11 protein-coding genes are annotated in these 12,935 nt (G+C 69.6%); 9 read left to right on the top strand and 2 right to left on the bottom strand.

Annotated features, from left to right (window positions below; translation table 11 throughout):
* The first annotated feature begins 107 nt into the window (after positions 1-107).
* The 7 genes from FFS72_RS13195 (at position 108) to FFS72_RS13225 (ending at position 8,583) form a co-directional block, all read left to right on the top strand.
* Positions 108-1,232, top strand: a complete 1,125-nt coding sequence (locus tag FFS72_RS13195) for an Rv3169 family protein (RefSeq protein WP_137874363.1) — start codon at positions 108-110, stop codon at positions 1,230-1,232.
* Positions 1,233-1,306: 74 nt separating this feature from the next.
* On the top strand, positions 1,307-1,996 hold the full coding sequence (locus FFS72_RS13200; RefSeq protein WP_137874364.1) for a TetR family transcriptional regulator: 690 nt from the start codon (positions 1,307-1,309) through the stop codon (positions 1,994-1,996).
* A gap of 149 nt (positions 1,997-2,145) precedes the next feature.
* Positions 2,146-3,303, top strand: coding sequence for an acyl-CoA dehydrogenase (locus FFS72_RS13205; protein ID WP_137874365.1), 1,158 nt, complete (start codon positions 2,146-2,148; stop codon positions 3,301-3,303).
* 67 nt (positions 3,304-3,370) lie between these two features.
* Positions 3,371-4,561, top strand: coding sequence for a sensor histidine kinase (locus FFS72_RS13210; RefSeq protein ID WP_137874366.1), 1,191 nt, complete (start codon positions 3,371-3,373; stop codon positions 4,559-4,561).
* A gap of 1 nt (position 4,562) precedes the next feature.
* Positions 4,563-5,258, top strand: a complete 696-nt coding sequence (locus FFS72_RS13215) for a response regulator (protein WP_137874367.1) — start codon at positions 4,563-4,565, stop codon at positions 5,256-5,258.
* Positions 5,259-5,362: 104 nt separating this feature from the next.
* The gene (locus FFS72_RS13220; RefSeq protein WP_137874368.1) at positions 5,363-6,118 is read left to right on the top strand and encodes an ABC transporter ATP-binding protein; all 756 of its coding nucleotides are present in this window, start codon (positions 5,363-5,365) and stop codon (positions 6,116-6,118) included.
* Entirely contained in the window at positions 6,112-8,583 is a 2,472-nt protein-coding gene (locus tag FFS72_RS13225; RefSeq protein WP_137874369.1) for an FtsX-like permease family protein, read from the top strand. The genes FFS72_RS13220 and FFS72_RS13225 overlap by 7 nt, the downstream gene beginning before the upstream one ends.
* Positions 8,584-8,699: 116 nt before the next feature.
* On the opposite strand, the gene FFS72_RS13230 is transcribed toward FFS72_RS13225, so the two are convergent.
* Positions 8,700-9,428, bottom strand: coding sequence for a TIGR03089 family protein (locus FFS72_RS13230; protein WP_137874370.1), 729 nt, complete (start codon positions 9,426-9,428; stop codon positions 8,700-8,702).
* A 29-nt stretch (positions 9,429-9,457) separates the two neighbouring features.
* Entirely contained in the window at positions 9,458-10,891 is a 1,434-nt protein-coding gene (locus FFS72_RS13235; protein ID WP_502704115.1) for an LCP family protein, read from the bottom strand.
* Positions 10,892-11,187: 296 nt separating this feature from the next.
* Between FFS72_RS13235 and rfbD the strand changes: the two genes are divergently transcribed.
* A complete protein-coding gene (rfbD, locus tag FFS72_RS13240; RefSeq protein WP_137874372.1) occupies positions 11,188-12,045 on the top strand; it encodes a dTDP-4-dehydrorhamnose reductase in 858 nt (285 codons plus the stop codon).
* A 10-nt stretch (positions 12,046-12,055) separates the two neighbouring features.
* Positions 12,056-12,934: a glycosyltransferase family 2 protein gene (locus tag FFS72_RS13245; RefSeq protein WP_137874373.1), complete on the top strand. Its 879-nt coding sequence runs from the start codon at positions 12,056-12,058 to the stop codon at positions 12,932-12,934.
* Position 12,935: the final 1 nt, after the last annotated feature.

Genomic DNA, 12,935 nt, shown 5'->3' on the forward strand with positions numbered 1-12,935 from the left:
GGCGTGACGTTTGCGGTGATTCGGCCGCGACGGCGGTGGGGACGGGGTTAGATTCGCAGGAAGGTTTGCGTATCACCCTGTAACGGAACCAGCCCTGGAGTGTCGCCATGCCCGCACCGCTCGACGAGTACCCGATTCACCAGACCCCCCTCTCGATGTCGCGGGTCGTGACCAGCGACAAGAACTTCTACGACCGGTCCTACTTCAACGCATTGGACCAGGGGTCGCTCGACTCCGACGACAGCGTCTTCCTGGTGAGCGGGTTCGGTGTCTACCCGAACCTCGGTGTCACCGACGCCTTCGCCGTCGCGCGCCGAGGCGACAAGCAGTGGTCCGTGCGTTTCTCGGACGCGCTGGAAGAACGGTCGATGGACCTGAAGGTGGGCGACGGGTACCGGATCGAGGTCATCGAACCGCTGCAGAAGCTGCGGGTGATCTGCGAAGGCGACGACGCGGACGGCCTCGGTTTCGACCTCACCTGGGAAGGCACCTGCCCGGCGGTCCAGGAACAACCGCACCTGCTCACGAACGGCTTCCGGCCGCAGATCGACGCGTCGCGGTTCGCGCAGACCGGATCCTGGTCGGGCGTGCTGTCCCTGGGTGGTGACGACATCGCCGTCACTCCCGACACCTGGATGGGCAGCCGCGACCGATCGTGGGGAATCCGTGGCGTCGGCGACCCGGACCCGGCCGGCCGACTGGTGGATCAGGTGTCGGAGGGCTTCTGGTGGCTGTACGTGCCGCTGCGGTTCGACGGGTTCTCCATCATCGTGATCATGCAGGAGACCCCGGACGGTTTCCGCACCCTCAACGACGCCACCCGTGTCTGGGACGACGGCCGGATCGAACAACTCGGTTGGCCGCGAGTCGAATTCAAGTACGAGTCCGGTACCAGGAAGACGCTGTCCGCGACGATCAACATGACGGCCTCGGACGGCAGTCCCGTCGTAGTCGAGGTCACTCCGCGCACTGGTATCGCACTCCACGTCGGCGGCGGGTACGGCGGCGATCCCGAGTGGTCGCACGGGCAGTGGCGCGGTCGCAACTGGTCGGACCGCTCCGTCTACGACCTCACCGATCCCGCGATCGCGGGCCGAATTCCGTTCGGCGTCAGCGATTTCTCGGCTTCCGCGACGTGCAACGGAATCCCCGGCGCAGGTCTGTTCGAGCACGCCAGCATGGGCCGTCACGACCCCACCGGCTTCGCCGACTGGTCGTCCGTCGCGCCGTAGACGGCACCTGCGCGAGTTCGGTGGCCGGAGCCACCGAACTCGCGCACGGGCGCGCAGCGCCTACCCTGATCTCCATGCTCGACGATTCCGACCGGTTCCGGCTCCACGTGGTGTCCGAGGCGCTGCGGCTGTTCTCTGCCCAGGGCTACCTGGCGACGAGCGTGGACGAGATCGCCGAGGCCGCGGGTATTTCGCGGCGAACCTTCTTCCGGCAGTTCCGTTCCAAGGAGGACGTGGTCTTCGCCGACCACGAGATCCTGCTCGAGCAGGCGTCGAGCCACCTCTCCGATGACCACGCCGACCCGTGGAACGCGGTCTGCGAGGCGGCGATGATCGTCTTCGAGCGATTCTCGGAGTGGAACGACGTGGCGTCCCGGCGTTACGAGGTGGTCCACGAAGTCCCTGCGCTGCGGGACCGCGAGATCGTGATGAGCTACCGCTACGAACGATTGTTCGTCGAGTACCTGCGACGCGCCATCCCCGATGCCCCCGACCTGGCCGTGGTGCAGTTCGCCGCGTCGGTCATCGCCACCCACAACTACCTCCTTCGCAGGATGGTGCGCGACGGCGCCGAAACCACATCGCAGCAGCTGCGCAGTGCGCTCGCCGAGATTCGACGGGGCGCAGAGTCCGGACCGAGCGGGACGCCGTCACTCCGGGACGACACGCGCGACGACGATGTCATTGTCGCGGTCTTTCCGCGGAGTACTGCTCCGAGCAGGGTGGCGGACCTGGTGCAACGCCGTCTCGAGCGGGGACACTGACCCACCTTCTTGGCACTCGGTGCCGTACTGTGACACTTCCAGCCTCAGGTGGCGCGGTTTGGTGCGCTATGATTGCGGAAGATTGGCACTGAGTGCCGCACAGTGGTGGCGCGGCGCGCCCCTCGACTTCCCATCGCAAGGAGCGACTGATGGCTGGAAACCCGGACTTCGACCTGTTCAAGCTCGCCGAGGAGCACGACGAACTGCGGGCCGCAATCCGCGCGCTGTCCGAGAAGGAGATCGCGCCGTACGCGAAGGACGTCGACGAGAACTCGCGCTTCCCCGAGGAGGCACTCAACGCCCTCGTCAACTCCGGCTTCAACGCGATCCACGTCCCGGAGGCCTACGACGGCCAGGGCGCCGACTCCGTCGCCACCTGCATCGTGATCGAGGAAGTGGCGCGTGTGTGCGGCTCGTCCTCGCTGATCCCCGCCGTCAACAAGCTCGGCACGATGGGCCTGATCCTCAACGGCTCCGAGGAGCTCAAGGCCAAGGTCCTGCCGGACCTCGTGAACGGTGAGATGGCGTCGTACGCGCTGTCCGAGCGTGAGGCGGGCTCCGACGCCGCGTCGATGCGCACCCGGGCCAAGGCCGACGGTGACGACTGGATCCTCAACGGCTCCAAGTGCTGGATCACCAACGGCGGCAAGTCCAGCTGGTACACCGTCATGGCCGTCACCGACCCCGACAAGGGCGCCAACGGCATCTCCTCCTTCATGGTCCACAAGGACGACGAGGGCTTCGTCGTCGGCCCGAAGGAGAAGAAGCTCGGCATCAAGGGTTCGCCCACCGCCGAGCTGTACTTCGAGAACTGCCGCATCCCCGGCGATCGCATCATCGGCGAGCCCGGCACCGGCTTCAAGACCGCGCTGCAGACCCTCGACCACACCCGCCCGACCATCGGCGCCCAGGCCGTCGGCCTCGCGCAGGGTGCACTCGACGCGGCCCTGGCCTACACCAAGGACCGCAAGCAGTTCGGCAAGTCGATCTCCGACTTCCAGGCCGTGCAGTTCATGCTCGCCGACATGGCGATGAAGGTCGAGGCCGCTCGCCTGATGGTCTACACCTCCGCCGCCCGCGCCGAGCGCGGCGAGAAGAACCTCGGCTTCATCTCCGCTGCGGCCAAGTGCTTCGCCTCGGACGTCGCGATGGAGGTCACCACCGACGCCGTGCAGCTGTTCGGCGGCGCCGGCTACACCACCGACTTCCCGGTCGAGCGCATGATGCGCGACGCCAAGATCACCCAGATCTACGAGGGCACCAACCAGATTCAGCGCGTCGTCATGTCGCGCGCGCTGCTCAAGTGAGCTGACGTGTGAATCGCCTCGTGGCCGGTGAGCGAGCTCACCGGCCACAGGTGTTTACGCTGGGTCCATGCCCCGATTCCCACTGAGCGAGCGCTGGTACCGCTGGAGCGCCGATCACATCGTCGGGATCGACCGAACCATTGCGGCGTTCCTCGCGCTCGTCGGTGTGGCGGCGTCGGTCGGCGTCGGGTGGGTCGACGTGGTGATCGCGTTGGGACTGACGGTGCCGCTGGCCTGGCGCCGCATCCGGCCGGTCGCTTCCGCAGCGATGGTCGCGCTCTTCTCGGTGGCGTACCTGGTCGTCACGAGTGACCAGACCAATCTCGTGCTGCCCGGCATCTGCGTGCCGGTCGCGCTGTACGCGCTCGCGGCCTACGGACCGCGGTGGGCCAGCGGATGGGGCCTGGCTGCGGCCATCCTCGGCGTGACCGCGGCGGGCTTCCGGTACTTCGGCGGCGAGCAGTCCACATGGCAGGCGCACGCGTTCCTGATCGCGTTCCTGATCGTGTACATCACCGCGGTGTGGGCGTTCGGTGACCTTCGCCGGGTGCGAAATCAAGAACTTGAAGGACTCACCGAGCGGGCCCGGCTGCTCGAACTCGAACGCGCGCAGGAGGCGGAGATCGCCGCCATCAACGAGCGCACCCGGATCGCGCGGGAGATGCACGACATCGTCGCGCACTCGCTGACCGTCGTGATCGCACAGGCCGACGGTGGTCGCTACAGCGCGGCCGCCGACCCCGCGGCGGCGGTCACGGCGCTGGAGACCATCTCCCAGACCGGGCGGCAGGCGCTGACGGACATGCGTGCGCTGCTGTCCGTGCTGCGGGAGGACCGGCCTCGCGAGTATTCCTCGACCCCAGGGGTTTCCGATATCGACACCCTGATCGAGGAGGTCCGCAAGGGGGGCCTCGGGGTGCAGCTCACCACCGACGGCGAGCGGCGCGTGCTGTCCACGGGAGCCGAGCTGACGGCGTACCGGATCGTGCAGGAATCGCTGACCAACGTGCTCAAGCACGCGGGGCCCGCGGCCAGCGTCGAGGTCACGGAGCGCTGGACCGACACCGCGCTGGAACTGACGGTCGTCGACGACGGCAGGGGAGCGTCCGGCGCCCTGGTCGCGCCCTCCGCGGGTGGGCAGGGTGTACTCGGGATGCGTGAACGGGCCGAGCTGTACGGCGGCAGCTTCGAGGCCGGACCCGCACCGGGCGGCGGCTACCGGGTGCACACCGCGCTGCCATATTCGAGAGGTGAATGACATGTCCGATGCCGCAACGGGTCCGATCCGGATCGCGATCGTGGACGATCAACAGCTGGTTCGAGCGGGCTTCAGGATGGTGATCGACTCCCAGCCCGACATGAGCGTCCAGGTCGAGGCCTCGGACGGCGAGCAGGCGCTGCGTGAGCTGGCGAGGGTGCCGGTCGACGTGGTCCTGATGGACGTGCAGATGCCGAACCTGGACGGCATCGAGGCCACCCGTCGACTGACCGCGCTGGAGCACTCGCCGAAGGTGGTGGTGCTCACCACCTTCGACAACGACGAGTACGTTGTCGCCGCGATCTCCGCTGGTGCCAGTGGCTTCCTGCTCAAGGACGCGCAGCCGGAGGACCTGCTCGCCGCGCTGCGGACCGTGTACCGAGGGGATGCGGTGATCGCCGCAAGGTCGACCCGTCGGCTCCTCCAGCACGTGGGTCCGATGCTGGCAGGCGCGTCCACGGTCGAGCGTCCGCAACTGCCCGATGATCTGACGCCACGTGAGGTGGAGGTGCTCGCGGCGATGGCGCACGGATTGTCCAACACCGAGATCGCGCAGAAGCTCTTCGTCTCCGAGGCGACCGTGAAGACCCACGTGGGCCGCGTGCTGGCGAAGACCGGCTCGAGGGACCGGGTGCAGGCGGTGGTGTTCGCGTACCAGACCGGGCTGGTGCAGCCGGAGGACCTGCTGGGCGGGTAGACCCAGGGAAAGGTGCCCGTCCTACCCAGGTCTGATGCGAACGCCTCGAGGATCCGTCCGCACGGCGACGCGCCGAGAGGGTTGTCGTTCGTAGCGTCGAGGACATGAATGCACCCACCATCACACGAACCGCCGCGGTCCGCGCCGTCGGCCTGAGCAAGAGCTACGGCGAGGGCGAGGCGGCCGTGCGCGCCCTCGACGGTGTGCACACCGAGTTCATGGGCGCGGCCTTCACCGCGATCATGGGCCCGTCGGGGTCGGGCAAGTCCACCCTGATGCACTGCCTCGCCGGACTCGACACGGCGACGGCGGGTCTGGTGTACCTCGGGGACACCGAGCTGACCGGGCTGAGCGACCGGGAACTGACCGAATTGCGCCGGCGCCGAATCGGGTTCGTGTTCCAGGCCTTCAATCTCCTGCCGGTGCTCACCGCGGAGGAGAACATGCTGCTGCCGTTGCGCCTGGGCGGAGTGGACCCGGATCCGGAGTGGATGGCGGAGATCGTCGGACGACTCGGTCTCACCGAACGCCTCGGCCACCTGCCGCACGAGCTGTCCGGCGGCCAGCAGCAGCGCGTCGCGGTCGCCCGGGCCCTGCTTCCCAGGCCCGACGTCATCTTCGCCGACGAGCCGACGGGAAACCTCGATTCACGTTCGGGTACGGAGGTTCTCGAGCTGCTCCGTTCCAGTGTCCGGGAGTACGGACAGACGGTGGTGATGGTCACCCACGACCCGGTGGCGGCCTCGTATTCGGACCGGGTGGTGCTGATCGCCGACGGGAGGATCGCCGGTGAGATCGAGCGGCCGACAACGGATTCCGTGATCGAGACGATGCGCGACCTGGGTGCGCGCGCATGCTGAGGTTGACGCTCGCGCAGGCCCGCGCCAACGCAGCGCGCTATGTCGCCTCCGCATCGGCCATCCTGATCGCGGTGGCATTCGTGGTCGCGACGCTGGTACTCGGGTCGACGACCTCCGCGAGCGTGACGAATTCGCTCGCCGGGCAGTACCGGACGAGCGCCGTCGTGGTCGACGGGCTCGCGGACACGGGGCAGGCCGCCGAGGCGGCGGAGCGCGTTGCCGCGGTCCCCGGCGTACGGGCCGTGACGGTCGATGCGCAGGCTCCGGTGAAGGTCGCCGCGGCGGGTCACGGAAAGCTCTTCGGCACCGTCACCTCGCTCGCGGAGGCGCCGGACCTGCGGTGGCAGCGGCTGGCCGAGGGCCGGTTCCCGGCCGCGTCGGGGGAGATCGCCGTGGGGTCGGATTCGGGACTGTCACTGGGCGACACCGTCGCGGTGACGGTGCGCGGCGCTCGCGCAGACGAGCGCACGGAAGCGGGAACCGGTACGGCGACGGTGGTCGGCGAGATAGACCTGGCCGGGAGCGCGCAGCGGCTCGGTGGGGTGGCGGTGTACACGACCGCCGACCAACTCCAGGCGTGGTCCGGCGATGTGGCGACACACGAGATCCGGGCGTCCGGCGACGGCGATCCGCGCGAACTGCGGGACAGCGTCGCCGCCGCGCTCGGACCGGATGTCGCCGTGCGCACCGGTTCCGAACAGGCCCAGGCGGCGTCCGCGTCGTACCTCGGCGACACCGACACCATCCGCAACGTGCTTCTGGCCTTCGCCGCCGTCGCGGTCGTGGTGGCGGGTCTGGTCATCGCGAACACCTTCGCGGTTCTGCTCGCGGCGCGCACACGGGAACTGGCGCTGCTGCGCTGCGTCGGCGCGACAGCCCGCCAGATTCGGCGCAGCACCCGGATCGAGGCAGTCGCCGTCGGGGTCGCGGCATCGGCCGCGGGTGTGCTCGCCGGAATCGGGCTGGCGTGGGCGGTGACCAGGGCGGCGACTGCATTCGACGCTCCGGTGCCGCTGGACACGCTCGCCGTCACTCCGACAGCGGTGCTGGCGGGCCTCACGGTCGGGATCGTCGTCACCTACCTGGCCGCGGTGGCCCCCGCCCGCGCCGCCACTCGCGTGTCACCGCTGGCAGCGCTCGCGCCGGTCGAGGCTGCCGCGGAACCGGCGACGACGTCGCGGGCGCGTTTGATCGCAGGACTCGCCGGACTCGTTGCGGGCGCAGGCGTGCTGGGCTTCGGGGTGTACGCCGAGCAGGTGATGATCGCGTGCGCCGGTGGCATCGTGACGGCGCTGGGTGTCGTCGTCCTCGGCCGGACCATCGTGCCGCCGATGGTGGCGGCAGTGGGCAAGGTGCCTGCGCGTCTGGTCGGGCCGCTGGGGGAGTTGGCGGTCGGCAATGCGTTGCGCAACCCACGCCGAACCACCGCGACCGCGACGGCGTTGCTGGTGGGAGTGACGGTGACCGCGACGATGGTGGTCGGCATCGCCACCGTGGGGGCGGCCGCTCCGCGAGCACTGGACGAGCAGTTCCCCGTCGACGTCTCCGTCGACGCCGATGCCGCAGGCGGACTTCCCGCGAATCTCGAGCCGCGGATTCGGGACATCGATCTCGTGACCGCGGCCGCGCCCCTGCTCGGCGCCGACGTGGTCGCCGGTGACGGCACCCGGTTGGCCGTCCTCGGCGTCGACCGGGTCGACACCGCCGCGACACTGCGGATCCCGTTGGCACTGCCCGCGGCGGGAGAGATCTCGGTGTCGCCGGAACAGGCGGACGCGCTGGGCGCCGCGGCCGGGGACACGCTGGATGTGGAGAACGCGGGTGTTCGGCGCTCCCTGACCGTGGTGACGGGTCAGGAGGGACAGCCGGCGCTCGTCGACCGCGTCGACGCCCTCGCCCTCGCGGCAGTTCCGCAGTCGCTGTGGATTCGGCTTGCCGACGGTCTGTCGGACCGCGATCTCGTGGCGGCACAGAGCGAGATCACTTCGGTGGCCGAGGAATTCGCTCCCACCGCGGAGGTGGGTGGAGCGGTGTCGATGCGTGCGGCGATCGACTCCGTTCTCGACGTCCTGCTCGTGGTGGTGGTCGGACTGCTGTCGGTGGCGGTGCTGATCGCGCTGATCGGCGTCGGCAACACGATGGCGCTGTCCGTGATCGAACGGAGACGCGAATCGGGTCTGTTGCGGGCGCTCGGAGTCACCCGGTCCGGTCTGCGGTCCGTCCTCATCTGTGAGGCGGTGCTGGTCGCGGTCGTCGCGTCCGCACTCGGGGTGGTGCTCGGGTCGTTCCTCGGCGTCGCCGGGACGGCCTCGGTGTTCGGGCTGGACAGCCTCGACCCGGGATCGGTGCCATGGCTGCAGTTGGCGTTGATCGTGTTGGTCGGTGGCGTGGCCGGAGTCATCGCCGCGGCAGCGCCGGCCCGGAGCGCGGCCCGCGCGACCCCGGTGGAGGCGCTTGCCGTCTGAGCCGGTGCATTCGAGGGCTCCCCGTAGCCGGCCCGCACTGCGACCCTCGACGCAGTGCGGGCCGGCTGCGGGCGTCAGCGAGGCAACCGTGGCAGACGACGCCGGCGCCGACAGCTTCAGGCGGAGCGGTGTGCGGTGATCTTCTCCGACGCGATCCGGCGCTCGGTGCGGTCCGCGTCCTGGTCCGGGTTGGTCACCTGAACCAGGGACGAGCCCGCCACCAGCACCGCGAGCAGTCCGTCGAGCAGTTCGTCGGTCGTCGCCCAGTCCGTCGTCGACAGCACACGGTCCTCCGCCGTGAAGCCCTGGCGTGCGGCCGAGTCGCTCGCAGCGGCGAGGACGTCTGCGACGGTCCGACCATCGAGGACAGGCGAGTCCGCGGGCGCGGCGTCGGGAGTGAACTGGTCCCCGTGTACCCGCACCGAGGTCGCGTAGTCGGTGACGCCCAGCGGCAGGTTCTCCACCGGACGCCCGAACGCGTCCAGGGACAGGACGGCCACCTCCGGGGCATCGGCGGATTCGTCCAGACGGTCGGCGGTGACGAGTGCGAGATCGGCATCGGGGTCCGGCTCGAGGACCACCTCCGTCCCCGCCCACCAGCAGCCGAGCAGAACCGCTGCCGTCTGCCAGTGTGCGGGCAGCAGCACCGACACCCGCGACCCCGGCAGCAGTCCGAACTCGTCACGGATGAGGTTGGCGGTCTTCGCCGCCCAGTTCGCGAGTGTCAGCGCGGACAGTTCGATCCGGGCGCCCGACGCGTCGTCGTACCACGTCACGCGCGGGCCTGCCGGGTCCCGCTTCATGATCGGGTCGAGCAGGGCCACCGTGAGGTTGGGTGCTGCCATGGTGTTGCGGTGCTCCTTCGTGGCGAAAGTCAGTTGACGCACTGAGGTCCGGTGCGGCCCGCGTCGATCGGCGGACCCGCCGGGGCGGGCGTCGGGCTGGTCCCCAGGTCGAGGATGTCGGATTCCGTGTAGCCGGACGCGGCGTCCGTTCCCGGACCGTCGTACCCGGCCGCCAGCACCACCAGCACGGTGTCGCGGGCCACGGTGGAATCCTGCACCACCGGAAGGTCGCCGAGCGCCGCGGCCACCGACTTCGCGGACTCCGACTTCGGATCGGCCGCGTGGACCTCGCTCACCGAGACCGTGTCGCCGGTGTTGTTGCCGACGGTGCCGGGGGAGTACCCCTTCGTGGCGAGCGCGTCGGACACCCGGCTGGCGAGGCCACCGACACCGCTGTCGTTCGCCACGTCGACGGTGACCGTCGACGGATCCACCGTCGGCTCGGATTCGGATTCGGATTCGGAGTCTTCGGGTTCGTTCCCTGCGAGGCCGGACACGAAGGAGCGCACCGCGGTGGGGTCGACCTGGACGATGGACTCGCCGTAGTCGGTCATCGCGTTGATGTCGACGACCGGGATCGTCTGGAACTGGACCTGCCCGCCGGCGAGATTCTGCAGTTCCTTCGCGAAGCCGATGACGTCCCAGTCCTCGTCCAGCACCACCGACCGCTGGACCGCGGAACTGAGCTGTCCCAGCTTCCCCGGATTGCTGAGGGTCTTGGCGCTGAGCACCTCGTGCACGAGCGAGGCCATGTAGACCTGCTGACGGACGATCCGGTCGAGGTCGCCGCGCGGCAGTCCGTGCCGTTGCCGCACGAACGACAGGGCCTGTGCGCCGCTCAGGGTCTGCTCGCCTGCGGGGAAGTTGGCTCCCGACAGCGGCTCGTCGACGGCATCGTTGAGGCACACGTCGACTCCGCCGACCGCGTCGGTGAGCAGGACGAAGCCGAGCAACCCGATCTCCGCGTAGTGGTCGACGGTGACACCGGTCAGGTTCGCGACCGACGAGATCAGTGCCTCCCGGCCGGCCTGCGTCGCCTCCTCGTCCGCGGTGGCGTCGTCGACGCCCTCGTCGAGCAGTTTCTGCTTCTCGGTGAGCTTCGTCGCACCGAACGCCGCGTTGACCTTCGACATCCCGATTCCGGGGACCGCGACGTAGGAGTCGCGGGGAATGGAGATAGCGGTGGCGGATTCGCCGTTGCTGGGGATGCGCACCAGCACGATGGTGTCGGTGTTGTCGGCCTCGGCCTCACCGGCCCGCAGCGAATCGAGTTCCTGCTGACTGAGCGGGTTGCCGTGTGCGTCGGTGCGACTGTCGGTACCGACGAGGAGCAGATCGAGGGCTCCGTCCTTCATGCCGCCCAGCCCGAGCCGGGCGGTCGCGAGGTTCGACTCGAGCGCGTCGACGCTTCGCCAGGCGATGCCCGTCACGATGAGGACGACCGCCGCGACGGCGGCCACCACGATCTGGACGGGGCGAGTCCGCCACGTCCCGGCGGCGGCGTCAACTTGCGCCGACCCGGCTGCGGCGACCTGCGCCGACCCGGCGGGCGTGGATCCTCTCGATCCGGCGCCTCGCGTCCCGCCCTCCGCGCGTCTGCGCGGTGGCCTGCTGTCCGGCAAACCTCGCCCCTCACACTTCATCGACTGCTGTGTCCCGGCCCCGACGCGCGTGGCCGTCCTGTGTCTCGACCCGTCAAGGCTACTCACGAACACCCGGTGTCCCGGGGACCGCGAACCGGCGTGCCAGACTTTTCGCTGTGACCAACATCCTCGTGACGGGTGCCGGTGGGCAACTCGGCGGCAATCTTCTGCGACGTGACGTCCCGGGCGTGTCGATTCGCGGGCTCACCTCGTCCGACCTCGACATCACCGACGCCGACGCCGTCCGGGACGCGGTACGGCCGGGCGATGTCGTCCTGAACTGCGCCGCCTACACGGCGGTCGACGCGGCCGAGACGGACGAGGACGCCGCCGCGGCAGTGAACGCGACCGGACCGAGGATCCTCGCGGAGGCGTCCGCACGGGTCGGCGCGCGACTGGTTCACGTATCCACCGACTACGTGTTCCCGGGCGACGCGTCGACGCCCTACGAGGTGGACGACGCGACCGGACCCCGCACCGCGTACGGGCGCACCAAACTGGCGGGGGAGCGTGCGGTTCTCGCCGCCGACCCGACGGCCGTCGTGGTGCGCACCGCCTGGGTCTACACCGGAACCGGCTCCGATTTCGTCGCGACCATGCTGCGACTGCAGCGTGAGCGTGACACCGTCTCCGTCGTCGACGACCAGGTCGGGTCGCCGACGTTCGCCGGAGACCTGGCGGCAGGACTGCTCGAACTCGCGACGCGGCCGCAGGTTCGTGGTGTCCTGCACGCCACGAACGCGGGTCGGGCCACCTGGTTCGAACTGGCGCGGGCGGTGTTCGCCGGCGTCGGTGCCGATCCGGAGCGGGTCCGACCGTGCACGACGGCCGACTTTCCGAGGCCGGCGCCGCGGCCCGCCTACTCGGTTCTCTCGTCGGCGGCATGGGAGCGGGCCGGGCTGACGCCGCTGCGTCCGTGGGCCGACGCGCTCGCCGATGCCCTGGCGGCGCTGCCGCCCGCCACGACCGACTAGGGTTGGCCGAGTGAGTTCGCAGCTGGCCGTGGTGACGGTGACGTATTCGCCCGGTAAACATCTCCGGGAATTTCTCGAGACCCTCGAGGTCGCCACCGACCTGTCGACGCAGGTCATCCTCGCGGACAACGGTTCCACAGACGGTGAGCCGGAGGCCGCGGCCGCCGCCAACGACAACGTCCGACTGCTCCGCACCGGCGGAAACATCGGCTATGGCGGCGCCATCAACCGCGCGGTCGCGGAGCTCGATTCCGACGCCGAGTTCGTCGTCATCGCGAACCCGGACATCCGGTGGGAAGCCGGATCGATCGACGAACTGCTGAAGGCGGCGCAGCGGTGGCCGCGCGCGGGTGCGCTCGGTCCGCTGGTGCGTGAGCCGGACGGCACCGTCTACCCGTCGGCGCGCCACGTGCCGGGGCTGGTGTCCGGCGCCGGGCACGCCGTGCTCGGCACGGTGTGGCCGTCGAATCCGTGGAGCACCCGGTACCGGCAGGAGGACGAGCAGATCTCGGAGCGCTCCGTCGGGTGGCTGTCGGGGTCGTGCTTGCTGGTGCGTCGCGCCGCGTTCGACTCGATCGACGGATTCGACTCCCGCTACTTCATGTACATGGAGGACGTGGACCTCGGCGACCGGCTGGGGCGAGCCGGATGGCACAACGTCTACGTTCCGACATCGGAAGTCACCCACGCGAAAGGTCATGCGGCGGGACGACACCCGGAACTGATGCTCCCCGCGCACCACGCGAGCGCGTACCGGTTCCAGGCCGACCGGCACCCGCACTGGTGGCAGGCACCCCTGCGTTGGGCGTTGCGCGGCGGGCTCGCAGTGCGATCGAAACTGGCCGTCGCGGCGGCAACCCGAAGCCGAGCGAACGACGAAGGGAACTGAC

Origin of the sequence: Rhodococcus sp. Q, assembly GCF_005503035.1 — a bacterium.
Classification (GTDB): Bacteria; Actinomycetota; Actinomycetes; order Mycobacteriales; family Mycobacteriaceae; genus Rhodococcus_G.

What these genes read in the sequence shown, in the direction of transcription:
- FFS72_RS13195 (WP_137874363.1), top strand. Translation starts at nt 108, where the DNA reads ATGCCCGCACCGCTCGACGAGTACCCGATTCACCAGACCCCCCTCTCG.
- FFS72_RS13200 (WP_137874364.1), top strand. Translation starts at nt 1,307, where the DNA reads ATGCTCGACGATTCCGACCGGTTCCGGCTCCACGTGGTGTCCGAGGCG.
- FFS72_RS13205 (WP_137874365.1), top strand. Translation starts at nt 2,146, where the DNA reads ATGGCTGGAAACCCGGACTTCGACCTGTTCAAGCTCGCCGAGGAGCAC.
- FFS72_RS13210 (WP_137874366.1), top strand. Translation starts at nt 3,371, where the DNA reads ATGCCCCGATTCCCACTGAGCGAGCGCTGGTACCGCTGGAGCGCCGAT.
- FFS72_RS13215 (WP_137874367.1), top strand. Translation starts at nt 4,563, where the DNA reads ATGTCCGATGCCGCAACGGGTCCGATCCGGATCGCGATCGTGGACGAT.
- FFS72_RS13220 (WP_137874368.1), top strand. Translation starts at nt 5,363, where the DNA reads ATGAATGCACCCACCATCACACGAACCGCCGCGGTCCGCGCCGTCGGC.
- FFS72_RS13225 (WP_137874369.1), top strand. Translation starts at nt 6,112, where the DNA reads ATGCTGAGGTTGACGCTCGCGCAGGCCCGCGCCAACGCAGCGCGCTAT.
- FFS72_RS13230 (WP_137874370.1), bottom strand. Translation starts at nt 9,428, where the DNA reads ATGGCAGCACCCAACCTCACGGTGGCCCTGCTCGACCCGATCATGAAG.